Here is an 18,606-nt window from a genome sequence, read left to right as displayed (position 1 = left end):
ACCCGGTACAGAGGCTTAATGAAAAACGAGAACCGGCTGTATGCCATGTTCGCGTGCGCAAATCTCTATATGCTGGCAATGGCAGGTCGAAGTTTCAGTGAGACCTGACAAGGGAGAAGTGCGCCCAATTCCGCAAAAGTGGGGATGAATCCAGTAATGTGGGCATCGAAATCCGGCACTAACAACCGGTCTGCAGCGTTCCCTTGCTCTCACTTGGCTTAAATCTCTGTTTACGCCATTTGTTCAGAGGTTCCCTAAAATAATCGGCATGACATGACAGTTAAAAGCCTCCCCTGTATCTATGAGGTCTTTAATAGCCTAAGAAACGGACGCACAAACAGAATGGGGGTATCTTGAATGGCAACATCGAATCATACGGCAAATTACAGTCTGTCGCAGTACGTGGCAAACGACCCGGTTGAATTTCTGACCAACTATAATCAGGATATGGCTGTGATTGACGCCGCCCCGAAGGCGATTAAAGACGAAGCAGACGCATCGGTACCGAACGCGCGGAAAATAGTCGGGTTGGCTCTGTCGGCTGACATCACAGCCGCCCAGCCGCTTGCCGCCGCGGGTATTGCTTCCGGAGATCCCTCAGGTAATGCTCAAAACGCGCTGAAGCTCAGGGGAAAAGCAGCTTCGCTGTTCCCAAGCACGGACGTTATCGCCATGCAGTCTCTCTCCCTGCTGAACGGATGGAGAACGATAGGCGGAAATTTTCTGGCAATCTGGTTTGGGCGCATCGTTTATATCGGGTTTAAGGATGACACATTTTCGGGTACGCCGGATACAATGGTTGCCGCCATTCCGGATGGGAGTCGCTTCCCAAATGATCTCCAGTACTTGAATTCTTTTCCAAGTAGTACTATAATTGCTATATACCATTTAATTATGCCCAATCGCGTCTGCTTTCGCTGTCAGACGCTCTCTCAAAAACATAGTGAAAGAGCTTGGCCCGGCGAATGGAATTCAAAAGGAGTTTTCGTATGAAAGGCATCATTCTGGCCGGCGGAAGCGGTACAAGACTTTACCCGCTGACACTGGTTACTTCCAAACAGCTTCTTCCAGTTTATGATAAACCCATGATCTTTTATCCACTTTCCACTCTGATGCTCGCGGGAATCCGGGATATTTTAGTTATCTCCACCCCGCAGGATTTGTCAAACTTTGAAAGTCTTCTGGGTGACGGAAGCCGTTACGGAATCCATCTCAGTTATAAGGTTCAACCGTCCCCGGACGGATTGGCTCAGGCTTTCCTGCTCGGAGAGGAGTTTATCGGAAACAGCTGCTGCGCCATGATTCTCGGGGACAATATTTTTTATGGCAGCGGTTTCATTCGGGCCCTGGGCAAGGCCTCCGCAGATGCCGAGAACGGAAAAGCGACCGTATTTGGATATTATGTAAATGATCCTAAACGTTTTGGAGTCGTTGAATTTGATCAGAAGGGGCACGTGGTATCCATTGAGGAGAAACCAAAGATGCCGAAATCCAACTACGCCGTAACGGGCCTTTATTTTTATGATAAGCGGATCGTAAGTTATGCAAAAAAGGTCAAGCCGTCTCCGCGGGGAGAACTGGAGATTACCGATATCAACCGCATGTATCTCGAGGACGGGGCGCTTCAGGTAGAACTGTTCAGCCGGGGATTCGCTTGGCTGGATACCGGAACCATCGATACGCTGGCTCAGGCTTCGGAATTTGTTAGAGTCGTTGAGGAACGGCAGGGAATTCAGATCTCCGCCCTGGAAGAAATTGCTTTCCGGAACAACTGGATCGACCGCGCTCAGCTGCTAAAGGCTGCCGATACATACGGAAAATCGCAGTATGGCTCACACCTCAAGCGCGTGGCGGAAGGGAAGTTCGAGATATGATTTTATTAGTGACCGGCGGCGCCGGCTTTATCGGCGGAAATTTTATTCACTATATGATGAAAAAGCATCCGGAGGACAGCATTGTCTGCATTGACGCGCTTACCTACGCCGGCAACATGGAGACGCTGGCCGATGTTCTACATGATTCGAGGTTCAAATTTTTCAAAGGCGATATAACGGACCGCGCGCTGGTCTATGACATATTCGAAAGCGAGCATCCGGATGTCGTCGTCAACTTTGCCGCAGAGAGCCATGTGGACCGGTCGATTGAGAATCCGGAAATTTTTCTGCAGACAAACGTGATGGGCACACAGGTGATGCTGGACGCAAGCAGGAAGTACGGCATCACACGCTACCATCAGGTATCCACCGACGAGGTCTACGGCGATCTCCCCCTTGACAGACCGGATCTTTTTTTTACGGAAGACACGCCTCTCCACACATCGTCCCCATATTCCGCCTCCAAGGCCAGTTCCGATCTGCTGACGCTGGCCTATAATCGCACCTATGGGCTTCCCGTCACGGTTTCGCGCTGCTCCAACAATTACGGCCCGTACCAGTTCCCCGAAAAGCTGATTCCGCTGATGATTGCAAATGCACTGAACGGAAAGCCGCTTCCGGTTTACGGCGACGGAAAAAACGTACGGGACTGGCTGTATGTGGACGACCACTGCGTGGCGATCGACCTGATTCTCCGGAAAGGCCGTGTGGGTGAAATTTACAATATTGGCGGGCACAACGAGAAAAGCAACCTTGAAGTGGTCCAGCTGATTATAAAGGCCCTGAATCAGGGAGAAATCAAGTTCGTGCGCGACCGCGCCGGACATGACAGGCGGTATGCCATAGACCCCGCCAAAATTCACGGAGAACTGGGCTGGCTGCCGGAAACCAGTTTCGAAGACGGGATTCAGTCAACAATCCGGTGGTACCTGGAAAATCGCCCCTGGTGGGAGCACATTGTCAGTGGAGAATACCAAAAATATTATGAACTCATGTATACGGATCGGTAAGGTTGAATTACCGAACTGGTCCAGGGCGGCTGCCTTAGAAACCGGGGTTACAAAGTGAATCGTAGGAACAAGTTCAAATCTCGTTTGATTTATTTTTTTCGCAAGATATTAGGTGTCATTTTTCTTTACGACCGTTTTATGGAGGGCTTCAGCGAATTAGATGAGCAGATTGGCAGAGTAGAAAGCCGACTGAAGGACCTGGAAGAGGATATGGTCGGCAATAACGCAGATAAAGAGCGTTTCGTCCAGCTTACCGAAGACCAGCTGGATCGGGCTGCTAAACAAACAATTCAGATTGATGCAATTAAAAAACAGCTTCTTGATCTGGAAGTTAAGGTTGAAGAAAACAAATCCAGTAACGACGAGATCCTGAAAAGTTATCCTGTTATGCCGCAGGATCTTTCAAATTATAAGGAAGATATCCGCAGCATCGTTTGGGGCGACGCCTTTGTTGTGGAACATGCTTACGCCCGCTATTTTAATTTTGGCGATCATGCCCTTGGGTTAGGTGTAAGAAGAGCGTTTACCAAGTATTTTTTCGAAAAATGCAGATTTGAAATCATGGATATCCACAGAACCGCAATGACCCGCTATGAAATCGATGCCTTGAATCATCGGGCGGATCTGCTTTTGGTAGGCGGCGGCGGCCTGATCCATTCTGCAGACAATAAACACTGGCTTTTTAATCTTGATAACGGCCTGATTGATTATCTCAAATGCCCGACTGTGTTTTACGCACTCGGATATAATCAGTATTACGGTCAGGATTCATTGACAGGGAAAAATGATATTGAACTCAATCTTGCGGCTCTGAAAGCGAAAGCCCTGTCTTTTTCCGTTCGAAACGATACTTCAAAAGAGAAATTGGCTGCCATGGGTTTTGATTTTCCGGAAGTCCCGGATCCCGGTTTTTTCGTAGGCTGCGATCACCCCGCGCCGGATATCAAGGGGAAATATGTGATTTTACAGCTTGCCTATGATACCCCAAAGTGGCGGGGGATCGAAACAGAAACGTTTATAAACAATTTTAAAAAAATCATTCAATATCTTATCGGCTTGGACTATACCGTTGTTCTTGCCCCACATACGTTTCTGGATATTAAAATTACAAAACTTGTTTTGGAGGCCGTAGGAAATTCCCGTGTGGCTTCCTGGGATTTACATGAGATGATAAAAGATGAGAATACCAGCCGGGGACTTGGCTATTATCAACATGCAGATTTTGTAATTGCTATGAGGGGTCATGCCCAGATCTGTCCGATTGGGATGGGAGTACCGGTCATCAGCGTCGCAACACATTATAAAAATTTCGGATTGATGGACAAACTTGGAATGCCCGATTCCGTCCTGACCCCAAACGATGAGAACTTTGTGGAAAAAATGATCTTTCTTATTGATTCGACAATAAAAAACAATGCGCAGCTGCGGGATAACCTCGGAATACTCACCGCGGAAATGGACCAGAAAACAAGGAAGTTTCTGAAAGAATTACGCGGAAAATACGAAAGTCTCGGTATGAAAAAGTTCATTAATTAGTTGATTCATTCTATAAATCGATAGAGTTTAAGGAGTTTTAGGACACCAATGAACGAGGATACGGAGAACCGTATAGACAGCAGTGTCGTCCCGCAGACTGATGTTGACGTCGTCATTCCCTGCTTCGGGAATTACGAACGGCTGCCGGAAACCGTCCGCTCTGTTCTGGAGCAGGATGCCCGAATCGGAACCGTTGTCCTTTCGGATGACGGTTCCGGGAAGCCGTTTCCCGAAGCGGTGCTCGCTTTAATTGCCTCCTCGAAGATCCCGTATATTGTCCGACAAAATGAAAACAACGAAGGCACGGTTCGGCACCTGAATCAGGCGGCTGCTCTGTGCCGAAGTCGTTACGTTAAATTTCTTTCTCCGGGGGATACGTTTCTTTTGCCCTCTTCGCTGAGCTTGCTGGTCGGATTTGCGGACCGGCATACGGATGCTCCGGCCGTGACCTCCCGTGCCCGGATATGCGGCCCATCCTTCGAAGTGGACTATTATGTGTTCCCTCAGCAGTGGCGCAAAAAGTTGTTTGACGGAGGCCAGTTCGAATCCCTCTGCCGTTTTAATTTCATCAGCGCGGCAGGTTCCCTTTACCGAAGGGATTTCTTTCAATGTCTGGGTGGGTTCGACACGGATTACCGACTGCTGGAGGACTGGCCCGCGTGGCTCAGGCTGACACGAGCCGGTTACGGCATCCCTTGCCTGTGGGAAGTGACCTGCTGCTATGGGATGGGCGGCGTCAGCAGCCAAAACGCGAATGCGTACCTCGCGCCTTCGCTTCGGCAGGATATGCTTCTCTGCTACGAGAAAGAGATTCTTCCCTACGCCGGTGAATTCGAACGCGGGATCCACCGCGGGATTCGCTATCGCTGTGATCTGCTGAAGGGGACAGGTCCTTTATCGCTTTTCCTTCATTATCCCCTTAGGCACGGCGTTTTCAGCGGAAAAGCCGCTGTTAAAATTCTTCTGGCCCGTCTGAATTCAAAAAGTCATAAAGAGGCGTCAAAATGATCACAAACACAAAAATGATATCATTTCAGGACCACAGCGGCGAACTGGGGCATCTCGTTGCCATCGAGGGAAACCGGGACGTGCCGTTCGAAATTAAAAGAGTATATTATATTACCGGGGTGCCGGAACACGTAACGCGCGGCTTCCATTCCCACCGGAAGCTAGAGCAGGTTCTTCTGTGCCTGAACGGAGAAGTAAAGATTCGCGTAAAGACCCCGCAGGAAGAAGAAACGGTTGTGCTGAACGATCCTTCGAAGGGACTTTTTATCGGACATATGGTATGGCGGGAAATGTTCGACTTTACCCCCGGTGCCGTCCTGATGGTGCTCGCATCGGAGTATTATATCGAGGACGATTACATCCGGGATTACGGCCAATATTCAGCCGAAGCAAATAATTTCTTTAAGGAATGATGATAATGAAAGTACCTTTTGTCAGCCTGGAGGTTATGCATGGAGAAATCCACGACCAGTTAACCGGCGCGTTTCAGGACTTGCTTTCCGAAAACTGGTTTATTCAGGGGAAGTACTGCCAAAAATTCGAAGCGGAATACGCCGCTTACTGCGGTGTGAAAGAATGCGTCGGGTGCGGAAACGGTCTTGACGCTATCTCACTGATTCTGCGCGGCATGGGGATTGGCCCCGGCGACGAAGTTATTGTGCCTTCTTTTACCTTTATCGCCACGGCTCTTGCGGTCGTTTACACGGGTGCCATGCCCAAGTTCGTCGAAGTTAACGAAAACACCGTTCTGATTGATCCGAGCCGTATCGAACAGGCGATTACCGAACGTACAAAGGCGATCATCGCAGTGCACCTCTACGGACAGCCCGCACCGATGGTGGAAATCTGCGCCATCGCGAAAAAACACGGTCTCGCCGTGGTTGAGGACGCGGCACAGGCACACGGCGTCGTCTATCAGGGCCGTCACGTGGGTGCCCTCGGGGACGCGGCTGCGTTCAGTTTTTATCCGGGCAAAAATCTGGGGTGTCTGGGCGACGGCGGCGCTGTCGTAACGAACGATACCGAGCTGGCGGAACGCGTCCGCGCAATCGGATGCTACGGCACGAAGAAAAAATATGTCCACGAATACATGGGCGTTAATTCCCGGCTGGATGAGCTGCAGGCAGCTTTCCTCTCGATTAAGCTGAAACATCTTGACGTATGGAATGAAACAAGAAAGGCCGTCGCGCGCAGGTATCTTGCGGAAATCCGCAATCCGCTGATCTATCTCCCAGCCGTCGAGCAGGGCGACCACGTGTGGCATCTGTTCGTCGTTCGGTGTGAGGAACGAGACCGCCTGCGCGCCTATCTCGAAGATCTCGGCATCGGAACGAACATTCATTATCCCATCCCCATGCACCTGCAAAAGGCTTTTGAGCAGTACCACATTCCGGAGGGAACCTTCCCCATCACCGAAAAGCTGGCGAAAACCGTGCTGAGCATTCCGATGTTTTATGGGATGACACGCGAGCAGGTCGATTACGTTATCCAGGCAATGAACGCTTTCCGCTGAGTTTTACCGGATTCCGTTCGGCCTCAGCGGTCCAATTCATTGAGAAATTTCGAGGGACTTATGATCAACAGCTTATACACTTATTTCAGGGGTCTGGTAAAATACCGTTGGCTTCTGCGACAGTTGATTGCTCGGGACAACAAGGTTAAATACAAGCGTTCCCTGTTGGGATATGCATGGAGCATCCTGAATCCGCTGCTGATGATGTCTGTCATGACGGCGGTTTTTTCGGGGATGTTCCGGTTTGACATTCCAAACTTTCCGATCTATTTTATCTGCGGCAATCTTATATTTTCCTTTTTTCAGGAGTCGACCACCATGTCCATGGGTTCAATCATTTCGAATGCAGGGCTTCTCAAGAAGGTTTACATTCCGAAATACATTATGCCCCTTTCTAAAACGATGTCCTCTTTCGTTAACCTTTGGTATTCTCTGGTTGCGCTGTTCTTGATTCTGATTGTGACGAGGACGAGGTTCCAGTGGACTTTGCTGCTGATTCCCCTGCCGCTGCTTTACCTTTTCTTCTTTTCGTTCGGCATCGGGCTGCTGCTGTGCGTTCTGGCCACCTTTTTCCGGGACGCCCTGTATCTTTACAATGTGTTTATCACCGCGCTCATGTATCTGACCCCAATCTTTTATCCGATCAGTGCGGTTCCCGACGTCATCAAAAAGATCATCTACTGGAACCCGCTTTATTATTTTGTGCTGATGCTGAGGCAGCTCGTTTTGGACGGAACCCTGCCTACCCTGAAGCTGCACCTTGTCTGCATTTCTTTCGTTGTCATAAGCCTGACCGTGGGGCTGACCGTATTTTATAAAAACCAGACAAAATTTTTCCTTTATATTTAGGAGCCGGTTATGGAAAATGTGATTTCAGTTGAAAATGTATCCATGGTCTTTAATCTGGCCAACGAACGAATTGACAGCATAAAGGAATATATCATTCGAGCCCTGAAAGGCAACCTGAATTACGAGCCTTTCGTCGCGCTGAAAGACGTCAGCTTCCAGATCGGCCGGGGAGAATCCGTCGGCATTGTGGGAGCCAACGGATCCGGAAAAAGCACCATTTTAAAGTGCATCAGCGGCATCTACAAGCCTACAAGGGGAAAAATCCGGACGAAGGGTCTTCTCGCTCCGCTGATCGAATTGGGAGCCGGTTTTGACGGCGACCTGACCGCAAGAGAAAACATTTACCTCAACAGCGCCATTATGGGACTCAACCAGAAATTCGTTGAAAGTAAATTCGAAGAGATCGTGGATTTCTCCGAACTCAGGCCGTTTTTGGATGTTGCCGTTAAGAATTTTTCTTCCGGTATGGCTGCACGCCTCGGATTTGCCCTGGCCAGCGTGGTCAACCCGGAAATTCTGATCGTTGACGAAATTCTTGGAGTAGGAGACGCCGCGTTTCAGAAAAAATGCGGCGAAAAAATGGAACAGCTACGATCCAACAACGCGACCATGCTGCTGGTTTCACACGACATCAATCAGGTAAAAGCTCAGTGTGACCGAGCAATCTGGCTGAAAAAAGGCGTTCTTGTGATGGATGGAAACGCATTGGAAGTCTGTGAAGCATATGAAAACTGGACGAAAAATCACTCAGCCTTTGAATCGGAGGCTTCCTCATGACGGATTCTGCAAAACAGTTTCCGCTTGTGACGGTTGCCGTCGTATCCTATGAGCAGGAAAATGACCTGTACGGATGTCTGGACTCCGTACTGATGCAGGATTACCCCAATCTGGAGCTACTGCTCTGCGACGACGGCAGCCGAAGCTTCGACTCAGCAAAAATCAGAGAATATGTTGATGCCCACAAAAGAACAAATCTTCAGAATTTTGGACTGTACCACCGGAGCGAAAACGGGGGCACCGTATTCAACTGCAATGCGGCCGTCTCAAATGCGTCAGGCGAAATCGTCAAGATTCTGGCCGCCGACGATCGCCTATATGCCCCCGATACGATTTCATTGATCGCCACGCAGTTCCGGGAACACCCGGCCCTTATTTTAGCCGGGCGAGGCTGCTGTTATCTGCGGGACGGAACGCACACGGAACAGTATTATCCGACGGGAAATGAGATTCTTCGTATGAAAGGGGCCGATCCTGATGAAATGCTCCGTCTGTTGTGCACGCGCCCCTGGAGCTGCATTCTTGCTCCCGCGGCCGCATTCCGGAAGGACGTTTTTTCCGAAACCGGCCTGTTCGACACCTCCTACCGGTATCTGGAGGACTGGCCCTTCTGGATTAAAGCCTCCGCAATGGGGATACCGATTCATATATGCGAGCAGGTGTTCGTCTGGTACCGGTTCGGCGGCGTATCCAGCCTGCAGGAAAAAAGCGGGGCTGCTGCCACCGTGCAGCGGACGTTTTTGCAGGAATGCCGGCAAGTGCTGACCCGTGAAGGAATCCCCCGAATGAAAAGTACCGGAGGCCCATGGTGCGTCCTTCAGTGCAGACTGTCCATTGACATTCTACACATGCGGGAAGTCAGGGCTCTGGATTGGGCCGGCTGGCCGCGCTTCCGCAGATTCCGGTATCTGTTGGAACATCTGCCCGCCCTGCTTTACCAGAAGATTCTCGGCGCGATCGGAAATTCAAAATATCTTCCTTGGAAATTTGCGCTGCCGTTTTTGCTTGCGGGATGCCTTTTTGCAGCGATTTGGGCAGCTTTCGGACCGGGCGTCTGGAAAAGTCTCTGCGGTGGAGCCGCCATCGTGTGCGGCGCGGCGGCAGCCGGGTACTTTTTGGCAAACGGAATTCTCTGCGCCGTTAATTCCTGGCTCAGATTAAAATTTGATGCAAAATAAGCGGGGCTTAAGCACCCGACAGATAGGGGAAGGGATTATGGAAAAGCTCTTGGTAAGTGTAGCAATATTATCCTATAATAATTACCGTTATATCAAGGACTGCGTGAGGTCCATTCTTCAGCAGGATTATCCGCGGATTCAGCTGATCATCAGCGACGACTGCTCGTCGGATTTCGACGCTGAAGAAATATCCCGGTATATCGAGGAGCATAAACATGAAAACGTGGAAAGCGTCACAGTCCACCGAATGGACAAAAATGGAGGAACGTCGAAAAACTTTAACTATGCTCTGAGTCTCGCCCGAGGCAAATATGTGAAATTCATTGCTGCCGACGACCTGTTCTATGACCAAGCCTCCCTGAGCCTTCTGGTTAGCACGGCGGAAAGCTGCGGCAGCAACGTCGTGATTGCGCGGGCCCCGAATTACGACATGTATCTGGAACGGCAGGAATGGACCTATCCCTGCGAGAACGACTGGAATCGGATTACCTCCGCAGGGCAGAAGGAGCTTTTCGGCATGATGTCCGAGTACTGCCTGATTTCCGCTCCAAGCACACTTTATAACCGGGAATTTCTGGCCGGGCACGGTGGCGCCGACGAAACCTATCGCCTTATTGAGGACTGGCCCTTCTGGATGAAGATGATCCGGGAGGGGGATCCGTTCACGTTTCTTGACAAACCGACGGTGATCTATCGCAGCGGCGGGATTTCGAACGGGAAAAACCACGCCGCCTACTCTGTCCATCAGATCGAGTATGCGGACGTAATCAAAAAAGAATGCCTGCCTTACCGGAATATGTTCGCCAGTAAAAGGCAATATAGAAATGCAAAGCTGAGCGAACGGAGGCACCGCCGCGACGGGCTGAAGCAGCTGCACTGGAGCGAATACGGTATTTTGCAGAAGCTTCTGTTCATTCTGACCTTTTTCAGCGTTTATTGGAATACGCTTCTGGAAGTGCTCGTTCGTCCCGCATTCTCCATTCTGGAACGCTCCAAGCGAAACATCATGGTCTGCGGCGTTATCTTCGCTTCACTTGCCATTCTGGTTGATGTCCGGCGGCTTCTGGAATCGGTTTTCGGCAGCGCGTTCGCCGAAGCCGCCGCGGGTGTTATCCAGAACGGCCTCGCCGTTCTCGGGATCTTTCTGTTCGCGCTGTCCGTTCTGCTGGGGGTTATCTCCGTTTCCACCAAGTTTTTCCGCAACATTCTGCACTCTGCTCAATAGGAGGACAGCATGGAACACATAAAAAGACTGAAAGAATACCCTCTGGAAAACCAGTCCCTCCGGGATGATTTCCCGCTGGTAAGTGTAATCGTCATTTCCTATAACAACTTTCATTTTCTGGTACATTCTGTTCGCTCCGTGCTGGAGCAGGAATATCCCAGCCTGGAGCTTACCGTCAGCGACGACGCTTCCGCGGGGTATACGGATAGCCGCGGTGCTTTTCTGGTCTGTCAGGCGGTTCGTTCCATTTTGTCGGAACGGAAGTTTGCGGAGCTGGAAGAAGCCACGGGAAGGTCTGCGCAGAAGCAGCGGGAAAAGGCCGACAGACGAATCAGCGAGGAAGAATTCGATTTTGAAAAGGATTACTTACAGGAAGCCAGAGAACTGATACATACGCATTTTCCTCAGATCCAGGATCTTCGATTTAATAAGAGCCCAACCAATCTGGGCACCGTGAAGCATTTAAAGGGGCTTAAGGAAAATGCGCAGGGAAAATACCTGATGTTTCTGGCCGCAGACGACATGCTTCACGACAAAAAAGTAATTTACGATATGATCACCCACTTTGAGTCCCTTCCGGAGGATGCGTATGTCCTGTCCTCTCAGTGCGGCATGTACGACTTCGAGCTGAAGCAGCTGCGGTATTTCGCGGTAAACGATCATATCAAAAAAATTCTGCTTGAAAGTATGCCAAAGCAGCTGTTTGCCGAGCTGACGGACTGGTGTCTTGTTCCCGCCGCCGGGACCATTTATAAAAAGACGGTATTTCAAAAGTTCGGAGACCTTGATCCGAGGTACCATCTGATTGAAGACTGGACCTACTTTCTGAAACTTACCAGAAGCGGCGCCAAGATCTATTATTACGACCGCCTCACCTACATGCACCGCGACGGCGGCATCAGCCACGGCAACACAACCGGGGGCAGCGACGCATATCTCCGCTATCTGGACGACTGGATTCTGCTGACGGAAACCGAGATTCTTCCCTACCTGGACGAGGTAACGTCAAAACAAAGGAAGCAGGCTCTGAAGCGGTACAGAGACGCCGTGCGCGAACGCGAATGGAAATACCGGTTTCGGAACATGCCCAGTGCAGGCAAGCTTCGCTTCCTGTTCCGCTACTGGCCGCACTATACCGCGAAAATGCTGAAATCGGTCGGTGATTTTGTCAACTACAGGGCCAAATGGGCTTTCGTATGTTCCGTGCTGCTGCTGTTTCTATACTCCTTCTGCAGTCTTGTGGACCGCCCTCAAAGCCCTCCTCTTCAAGTATTCGAGACTGTGATCGGCTTTTGCGGTCTGCTACTCCTGATCGGTACGGTTCTGTCTAAAATCCTTTGTTATATTTTCAAGCTGGCTGCTAAGATATACGCCAGAGTAAAGAGAGAAGACTGATATGAAAAAGGCCCTGATTCTGGCCGGCGGAACCGCTACCGCCTGGCATATTGCGGACGTGATCCGGCGGTGTTACGGAGAAGAGCTTGATCTGCTCGTCTGCGATATCAATCCGTCCTATCTCGTTCACACCTCCATCCTTGCGGACAAGTTCATCCGCGTGCCCTCCATCCGGGAACCGGAGTACTATCAAACCATGCTGAAAATTCTCGAGTCGGAACAGATCGACGTGCTGTTCCCCCTGATCGACGACGATATTCTGCTTTTTCCTGCGGACAACCCCGACCTGAAGCGTCTGGGCGTTGTATCTGCAGCGCCGCCCCGGAAAACCGTAATAGCCCTGAGCAACAAGGCAAATCTGCAGGAAACCTTGTCGCGCATCGGCGTCCGAACGCCTAAGGTCATCTCCAGTCTCCCGGAGATCCGGCCCGACCGCGAATATTTCATCAAGGATAAAGTCGGCTGCGGTTCCAAGGGAGCCCATACGGTCCTGGGAAAGGATATTTCGTCCCTCTCCGGCACTCAGATTCTACAGGAGCTGTGCGGTACCCCGGAAATCACCGTGGACGCCGTCAACGACGGCGTCCGAATTCATACGGTCTGCCGCGAACGGATCGAAATAAAGCTCGGCGTTTCAACCAAGTGCCGGGTGTTTTTTGACGAAGAGATTCAGGAGATTGTTGAAAAGATCGCTGCGAGCGTCAAGCTTCCCGCAGTCTTCTGTATTCAGTTCATGACGGACCCCGACGGCCGCTGGAGTCTGACGGATTTCAATTTGCGCTCCGGCGGGGGAAGCGCCATCTCAGCCGCCGTTGGTTTTGAAGCGGTACGTGCGGCCGTCGGCATCCTGACCGGACTGAAAACCGATGTGAGCGAATGCCTCAGGCGGCCCGACACTGCACGGTACGTCGTCAGGACCTATCGCGAGGTCGTTACGCAATGAAAACCATCCTGTTCGATTTCGACGGAACCCTGCTGGACAGCACCGAGCGGCATACCGTCCTGCTGCGCGACATCCTGCGGGAGGAGCTTCCCGGTGGGGACACGGTCCCGTCCCTTGAGAGGTTTATGGAATACAAGCGGGACGGTATGAGCACCCGGGCCTGCCTGGAAAAAACATACGGCTTTGACCGTGTTTTTGCCCACAGATGCGCGGAAAAATGGCGGGAACGGATCGAGGACCGGGAATATCTTGCTCTGGACCGTCTGTATCCGGATTCCACGGCTGCTTTGGAAAACCTGTGCCGCCAGTACCGTCTGGTGCTGATTTCTTCCCGGAAAAGCGAAGCCGAACTGAACTGGCAGATCGACTTCTTCCGGATCGGCTCTTTCTTTCAGGCAGTACATTGCGTCGCTCCGGGCGATTCTGTCCGGACAAAGGCTTTTTATGCCGCTCGTTACCCGGACGCCGTACTGGTTGTGGGCGATACGGAGGCTGATCTGGAATGCGCTGCCGCATCCGGCCTGCCGTTTTACGCGCTGAACCGGGGCTTTCGCAGCCAGTCGTTCTGGGATGAAAAGAATATCCGGTCCTTCGGCGATTTGTCGAGTATCCGTGATCTGTGTTGAATCTGGGAGTGAAAACAATGAAAGCTAGAATAAAAGCAGCACTGCCCGCCATTATCATCTTCTGTATTATCGGCGTGTGCCTCTGGGGGGTCTGGCGCATTATCTCAAACCCGCAGGCCATCGTGCAGTCCGAAACCACTTCGGATTCCGTGTACGTACGCATTATGGGAAGCGACTACAAGGTGCCGGTATCCGGAAGTACGGACGCTCAGGGACTGTACATGCTAACGGATGAACAGCCGATCGACGTGAGCGTTTCCACCTTCTCCGGGATTTACGTGTACATCAACGGAGAACAGTTTCAGAGCGGGGAAAGCAAAAAAATCCGCATTAAATCAATCTCCAGCGGGGAAAGCATCGCCGTTAAAATCACGGATAAATACGGAACGGTGAAGGGGACGACGGAATTCGCAACCATGCCTGCCGAATTCGGTCAGCTGCGGTTTCTGAAAACAGAAAAGTCCGACCGGACCTATTGCTTTTCTTATGGAAACTATGTTTACAAGACCGACGCGGATGGAAACCTGCTGTATTACCGGAACGCAGGGGTCAAAACAAGCGATTTCCGGCAAGACAACGTGGGGGGAAAAACCTATTATTCTTACTTTGTGACGACGGGCAAATCCGACGGATCTGTGGCACGCGTCGTGATGGACTCGACTTACAAATCGGTGGACTGGGTGGAAAATCTGGTGCCCGATACGATTGTGAGCCGGAATTCTCCCCTGTCGGCCGGCGGCTTCGAAATTCTTGGAGACAAACACTATCTGGTGACCGGATACGTTGGCAAGCTCGTGGACAACATTCCCTCTACTGTCCCCCACAGTGCTTTCGGAACCAGCGTATCGGCGGCTGTAATCCAGGAAATCAAGGACGGCAAGGTCGTTTTCGAATGGGACAGTACGAGCTGCCCGGAACTGTACACCATGGCGTACGGAGTCTCCGGATACCGAAAATCCGGCACACTGGTAAACTATGCTCAGCTTAACAGCCTGCTGACCGACCCGAAGGACGGGAATCCGATCCTGTCGTTTTCTAGCATGGACGCCATCGTAAAAATTGATAAAAGAACAGGCAAACTGCTCTGGGTTCTGGGCGGAAGCGCCGACCAGTTCGGCCTTTCCAACGCACAGAAATTCGGACGGCAGCTTTCCGCAACACGGACCCAGGACGGCAGCCTGGTCATTCTGGAAAACCGCTCAGTTCCGGCTGCCAAAGGAAGCTCGGCGACAAAAAGCGCGTGTATCTTGGAAACATCCGTTGACGAGCAGCTGCATAAAATTACTGCCTTGAAGGAATACCCCGTCGATTTCCTGAATCTTACCCAGGGAACCGCGTCCCGTATCGGCGAAGGCCAGTTTATCGTAACCTGCGGGAATGACTATGAGAATTCACCCATCCTGACCCAGCTCCGTTTCGACACCGGGAAAATCATGCTTGAAATTATCGCAGATCCAAGATCAACTGCCTCATAACGACTGTCAGCATTCTTCTGATGAATACCTTATTCTGAAAACAGTAAAGGACATAGTGAATATGGTTTTTTCAAGCCTGATTTTTACCTTCGCCTTCCTGCCGGCCGTTCTCGTGTTATACTACTTATGTCCGCGAGGGGGCCGGAATTACATACTCTTTGCAGCAAGCATGTTTTTCTATGCGTGGGGAGAACCGAAAAACATCCTGCTTATGCTCGTTTCTTTGGCTCTAAACTATCTGCTCGGTATTCTTGTGGAACATTTCTCCGGAAAGTCAAAGCTCCAAAAAATAATATTGGTAACGGCCATTCTTTGCAATCTGTCTTTTCTGCTCTATTATAAGTACTTCGACTTTGCGGTCATAAATTCAAACCGCTTTTTGGGAACTGCATTGGAAATCAGGAATATTGCCCTGCCGCTTGGAATTTCTTTTTACACTTTTCAGGCAATTTCCTATTTGGTCGATATTTACCGAAAAGATATTGCAGCCCAGAAAAATCCGGTTTTTCTTGGGATTAATATTGCATTTTTCCCTCATCTGATTGCCGGACCGATAGTAAGATACAAAACCATTGAACATCAGCTGACCGAGCGAAAGGAGTCGTTTTCTGATTTTTCGGAAGGCGTTTTTCGTTTCTTGGTTGGCTTCAATAAAAAAGTTTTAATTGCAAACAATCTGGCTGTGGTTGCTGACGAGGCTTTCCGGCAGGGTTTTGCACAGAAAAGTTCAGTCGTTATGCTCTGGTTGGGAGCACTGTGCTATTCCCTTCAGATTTATTTCGACTTTTCGGGTTATTCCGATATGGCTATCGGCCTTGGTAAAATATTCGGCTTCCATTTTCTCGAAAACTTCAATTATCCATACGCTGCAACTTCTGTGAAAGATTTCTGGCGCAGATGGCATATTTCTATGAGCACATGGTTTCGGGATTACGTATATATTCCGTTGGGAGGCAGCCGGGTTAAAAAAGGCCGGTTGATTTTTAACCTGTTTGCCGTTTGGGCCCTGACGGGCTTATGGCACGGCGCCAGTTGGAACTTTGTCGCATGGGGGCTGATTTATTTTCTGCTGCTGTGTTTTGAGAAGTTGACGGGAATCCTGGATAAACTGCATTCTCCTATTTCAAAAGGGATTTACCGTGCTTTTACCATGTTCTGCGTGATGCTCAATTGGGTGCTGTTCCGGGCAAATGGGCTCACCACAGGACTGAGATACATTAAAGCGATGCTCGGTTTTTCTCACTACCCGTTCTTGTCGGATTCCACTGTGTTTTACTTCCGAGAATATGGAATTTATCTATTGTTCGGCGTCCTTTTCTGCGTACCGATAGGCAATTATCTGAAGAACCATCTGAAATTTCTGAAAAATCCGGCAGCGGATCGCCCTATCGGTTTCGGCGTGTCTTTTGCGCAGCTCGCGCTGTTTTTAATTTCCATTTCGTTTATAGCCGTGAGTTCCCATAATCCGTTTATCTATTTTAATTTTTAGGGAGTATCATCATGAAAAAAACGAAAGAGGAAAAAGTCAGGGGATATTCTCCGAAGCAATGCACCGCAGTGCTGTTCATTCTCCTTCTGGCAGTGTTTTTTCTGATCAATTTACCGATGATTTTTCAGGATGTCCCCAAGGCGATTCAGGAACGGCACAAGAGCGGTAAATCTCTCGTTGAGACATTTGAAGATGATTATAACCAAGATTTTTTTAACAAGAATAATTTTATCTCTCTGAATGGATTAACGCAGAAGCTGCTTGGTCACCGGATGATGAATAATGTTGTCAAACTGAATAACGGCTATTTGACCGAAACGGTGAAACAGTGGGACGTAACCGACCGCGCAGCGAAAGTCATTGCGCTGAACCAGTTGCTGGCCTTCAAAAAAACACCTTTTCTTTATGTGGAAGAACCGTATAAAATTGAAGAGTCAAACAGTGAATTGCCAATCGGTTTGGAGGATTTTTCCAACAGCAATGCAGATCGTTTTTTAGCAATACTGAAGAAAAATAACGTTCCATACCTTGATCTTAGGGAAAAAATTCGGGAAGATCATCTGAACTATTATTCTTTGTTCTTCCGAACCGATCACCACTGGCTGCCCACCACAGGTTTCTGGGCCTATACTAAAATAGCGGGTTACTTACAGCACAATTACGGCTGGCCGATAAAAGGCGATTACCTCAGTCTGAGGAATTATCAAACCCGTACCTATAAACAGTGGTTTCTGGGCAGTCTCGGGAAACGGGTCAGTCCCTGTTTTGACGGCGTTGACGACTTTCCTCTGATCTACCCGAAATTCGAAACTGATGTAAGTGTCAATATTCCGAGTGCCGCAATAACACGGCGGGGCAGTTTTTACCCCGATCTGTTTAATATGGAACAGCTCAGAATCAAGGATTACTGGAACCGCATCCCCTACGGCGCATATGGCTGGGGAGACCGTGATCTTACTTATATGAAAAATTACGACGCGCCGGTTAAAAAGAAGATTCTTGTCATAAAGGATTCCTTTGCGTTGACCATTACTCCTTTTCTTTTGACGCAGGTTTCGGATATTACCATGGTCGATTTCCGCTATACCTCCGGACTGAAATTGAAGTCCCTGATTGATTCGGGGAATTACGACTCCGTTATTATTTCTCTAAACCCAGACCTGTTTGAAAATGATCTGACATGGAATTGGTAAAGTAGATTACTATTTCCCGATGGTAGGTACATTCCGGAATGAATTTGTAAAACGTCCCGGCGAAAGGCTTAAGCCTTCGCCGGGACGCCGTTATTTTATATTCTTTTGTTTTGTTTCAAGCTATGCGCTTGATTTCCCGTTTACTCCGCAAACCAGTAAGCCCGGTAAGTATTAGCATCAACGGGAGCGACTGCTTCAAACAGGACTTTGCGATTGGGAAAATCAATCAGCGAGAACAGAGCATTTTGGGTTGTCCTGCCTCCCCAGCCGACCAGGAAGGTATCGGAGTCCGGAATAATTTCCGTCATGGAGCCCATATAGGCGCTGTACTGCTGATCCAAAGTAAACGCCTGATAGCTGATTAGTTTTTTATTGATCTGATCCAGCTTTAGGGAACCTCTGAACAAATGGCGCAGGAAGAGGAATTCAGCGAAAAGGGATTCAAGAGGCGTTCCAAACTGAATGATTACGTCGAATTTCGACGCTATACTCCTGAATTTATTTCCACTTTTGCG

18 protein-coding genes are annotated in these 18,606 nt (G+C 49.7%); 17 read left to right on the top strand and 1 reads right to left on the bottom strand.

Annotated elements, in window-relative coordinates; all coding sequences use genetic code 11:
- Positions 1 to 357 precede the first annotated feature (357 nt).
- The 17 genes from CAFE_RS03755 to CAFE_RS03675 all read left to right on the top strand — a co-directional run bounded on the left by CAFE_RS03755 (position 358) and on the right by CAFE_RS03675 (position 18,091).
- Positions 358 to 993 (top strand): hypothetical protein, encoded by a 636-nt coding sequence (locus tag CAFE_RS03755; protein ID WP_156989834.1) that lies wholly within the window; start codon positions 358 to 360, stop codon positions 991 to 993.
- Positions 990 to 1,874, top strand: a complete 885-nt coding sequence (rfbA, locus tag CAFE_RS03750) for a glucose-1-phosphate thymidylyltransferase RfbA (protein ID WP_156989833.1) — start codon at positions 990 to 992, stop codon at positions 1,872 to 1,874. Before CAFE_RS03755 ends, rfbA begins: the two co-directional genes overlap by 4 nt.
- Positions 1,871 to 2,884 (top strand): dTDP-glucose 4,6-dehydratase, encoded by a 1,014-nt coding sequence (rfbB, locus tag CAFE_RS03745; RefSeq protein WP_156989832.1) that lies wholly within the window; start codon positions 1,871 to 1,873, stop codon positions 2,882 to 2,884. Before rfbA ends, rfbB begins: the two co-directional genes overlap by 4 nt.
- A 54-nt stretch (positions 2,885 to 2,938) precedes the next feature.
- Positions 2,939 to 4,420 (top strand): polysaccharide pyruvyl transferase family protein, encoded by a 1,482-nt coding sequence (locus tag CAFE_RS03740; RefSeq protein WP_156989831.1) that lies wholly within the window; start codon positions 2,939 to 2,941, stop codon positions 4,418 to 4,420.
- 48 nt (positions 4,421 to 4,468) lie between these two features.
- Positions 4,469 to 5,428, top strand: coding sequence for a glycosyltransferase (locus tag CAFE_RS03735; protein ID WP_156989830.1), 960 nt, complete (start codon positions 4,469 to 4,471; stop codon positions 5,426 to 5,428).
- Positions 5,425 to 5,841 (top strand): sugar 3,4-ketoisomerase, encoded by a 417-nt coding sequence (locus CAFE_RS03730; RefSeq protein WP_156989829.1) that lies wholly within the window; start codon positions 5,425 to 5,427, stop codon positions 5,839 to 5,841. The genes CAFE_RS03735 and CAFE_RS03730 overlap by 4 nt, the downstream gene beginning before the upstream one ends.
- Positions 5,842 to 5,846: 5 nt before the next feature.
- Positions 5,847 to 6,941, top strand: coding sequence for a DegT/DnrJ/EryC1/StrS family aminotransferase (locus CAFE_RS03725; RefSeq protein ID WP_156989828.1), 1,095 nt, complete (start codon positions 5,847 to 5,849; stop codon positions 6,939 to 6,941).
- Positions 6,942 to 7,001: 60 nt separating this feature from the next.
- Complete coding sequence (locus CAFE_RS03720) at positions 7,002 to 7,790, top strand: ABC transporter permease (protein WP_156989827.1); 789 nt, start codon at positions 7,002 to 7,004, stop codon at positions 7,788 to 7,790.
- Between the two features lie 9 nt (positions 7,791 to 7,799).
- On the top strand, positions 7,800 to 8,567 hold the full coding sequence (locus tag CAFE_RS03715; protein WP_156989826.1) for an ABC transporter ATP-binding protein: 768 nt from the start codon (positions 7,800 to 7,802) through the stop codon (positions 8,565 to 8,567).
- Entirely contained in the window at positions 8,564 to 9,745 is a 1,182-nt protein-coding gene (locus CAFE_RS03710) for a glycosyltransferase (protein ID WP_156989825.1), read from the top strand. The genes CAFE_RS03715 and CAFE_RS03710 overlap by 4 nt, the downstream gene beginning before the upstream one ends.
- 37 nt (positions 9,746 to 9,782) lie before the next feature.
- The gene (locus tag CAFE_RS03705) at positions 9,783 to 10,970 is read left to right on the top strand and encodes a glycosyltransferase (protein WP_166525056.1); all 1,188 of its coding nucleotides are present in this window, start codon (positions 9,783 to 9,785) and stop codon (positions 10,968 to 10,970) included.
- Positions 10,971 to 10,979: 9 nt separating this feature from the next.
- Positions 10,980 to 12,365 carry a glycosyltransferase gene (locus CAFE_RS03700; RefSeq protein ID WP_156989823.1) on the top strand — a complete coding sequence of 462 codons (1,386 nt, stop codon included), beginning with the start codon at positions 10,980 to 10,982 and terminating at the stop codon, positions 12,363 to 12,365.
- 1 nt (position 12,366) lies between these two features.
- On the top strand, positions 12,367 to 13,308 hold the full coding sequence (locus tag CAFE_RS03695) for an ATP-grasp domain-containing protein (RefSeq protein WP_156989822.1): 942 nt from the start codon (positions 12,367 to 12,369) through the stop codon (positions 13,306 to 13,308).
- Positions 13,305 to 13,934 (top strand): HAD family hydrolase, encoded by a 630-nt coding sequence (locus tag CAFE_RS03690; protein ID WP_166525055.1) that lies wholly within the window; start codon positions 13,305 to 13,307, stop codon positions 13,932 to 13,934. The genes CAFE_RS03695 and CAFE_RS03690 overlap by 4 nt, the downstream gene beginning before the upstream one ends.
- A gap of 17 nt (positions 13,935 to 13,951) precedes the next feature.
- Positions 13,952 to 15,409: an arylsulfotransferase family protein gene (locus tag CAFE_RS03685; RefSeq protein WP_156989820.1), complete on the top strand. Its 1,458-nt coding sequence runs from the start codon at positions 13,952 to 13,954 to the stop codon at positions 15,407 to 15,409.
- A gap of 169 nt (positions 15,410 to 15,578) precedes the next feature.
- Positions 15,579 to 16,898, top strand: coding sequence for an MBOAT family O-acyltransferase (locus tag CAFE_RS03680; protein ID WP_233452693.1), 1,320 nt, complete (start codon positions 15,579 to 15,581; stop codon positions 16,896 to 16,898).
- An 11-nt stretch (positions 16,899 to 16,909) separates the two neighbouring features.
- Positions 16,910 to 18,091, top strand: coding sequence for a DHHW family protein (locus CAFE_RS03675; protein WP_156989818.1), 1,182 nt, complete (start codon positions 16,910 to 16,912; stop codon positions 18,089 to 18,091).
- Between the two features lie 140 nt (positions 18,092 to 18,231).
- Here CAFE_RS03675 and CAFE_RS19625 read toward each other — a convergent pair.
- The coding region (locus tag CAFE_RS19625; RefSeq protein WP_166525054.1) for a hypothetical protein at positions 18,232 to 18,606 on the bottom strand (375 nt) is incomplete at its 5' end.

The sequence above is a fragment of the Caproicibacter fermentans genome (assembly GCF_009746625.1).
GTDB classification, from domain to species: Bacteria; Bacillota; Clostridia; order Oscillospirales; family Acutalibacteraceae; genus Caproicibacter; species Caproicibacter fermentans.
This window is presented reverse-complemented; position numbering and strand designations above follow the sequence as displayed.

Excerpts from the sequence above, each read along its gene's own strand:
- CAFE_RS03700 (WP_156989823.1), top strand. The coding sequence starts at position 10,980 with ATGGAACACATAAAAAGACTGAAAGAATACCCTCTGGAAAACCAGTCC.
- rfbA (WP_156989833.1), top strand. The coding sequence starts at position 990 with ATGAAAGGCATCATTCTGGCCGGCGGAAGCGGTACAAGACTTTACCCG.
- CAFE_RS03720 (WP_156989827.1), top strand. The coding sequence starts at position 7,002 with ATGATCAACAGCTTATACACTTATTTCAGGGGTCTGGTAAAATACCGT.
- rfbB (WP_156989832.1), top strand. The coding sequence starts at position 1,871 with ATGATTTTATTAGTGACCGGCGGCGCCGGCTTTATCGGCGGAAATTTT.
- CAFE_RS03675 (WP_156989818.1), top strand. The coding sequence starts at position 16,910 with ATGAAAAAAACGAAAGAGGAAAAAGTCAGGGGATATTCTCCGAAGCAA.
- CAFE_RS03755 (WP_156989834.1), top strand. The coding sequence starts at position 358 with ATGGCAACATCGAATCATACGGCAAATTACAGTCTGTCGCAGTACGTG.
- CAFE_RS03685 (WP_156989820.1), top strand. The coding sequence starts at position 13,952 with ATGAAAGCTAGAATAAAAGCAGCACTGCCCGCCATTATCATCTTCTGT.
- CAFE_RS03730 (WP_156989829.1), top strand. The coding sequence starts at position 5,425 with ATGATCACAAACACAAAAATGATATCATTTCAGGACCACAGCGGCGAA.
- CAFE_RS03715 (WP_156989826.1), top strand. The coding sequence starts at position 7,800 with ATGGAAAATGTGATTTCAGTTGAAAATGTATCCATGGTCTTTAATCTG.
- CAFE_RS03735 (WP_156989830.1), top strand. The coding sequence starts at position 4,469 with ATGAACGAGGATACGGAGAACCGTATAGACAGCAGTGTCGTCCCGCAG.
- CAFE_RS03725 (WP_156989828.1), top strand. The coding sequence starts at position 5,847 with ATGAAAGTACCTTTTGTCAGCCTGGAGGTTATGCATGGAGAAATCCAC.
- CAFE_RS03690 (WP_166525055.1), top strand. The coding sequence starts at position 13,305 with ATGAAAACCATCCTGTTCGATTTCGACGGAACCCTGCTGGACAGCACC.
- CAFE_RS03705 (WP_166525056.1), top strand. The coding sequence starts at position 9,783 with ATGGAAAAGCTCTTGGTAAGTGTAGCAATATTATCCTATAATAATTAC.
- CAFE_RS03710 (WP_156989825.1), top strand. The coding sequence starts at position 8,564 with ATGACGGATTCTGCAAAACAGTTTCCGCTTGTGACGGTTGCCGTCGTA.
- CAFE_RS03680 (WP_233452693.1), top strand. The coding sequence starts at position 15,579 with ATGTTTTTCTATGCGTGGGGAGAACCGAAAAACATCCTGCTTATGCTC.
- CAFE_RS03695 (WP_156989822.1), top strand. The coding sequence starts at position 12,367 with ATGAAAAAGGCCCTGATTCTGGCCGGCGGAACCGCTACCGCCTGGCAT.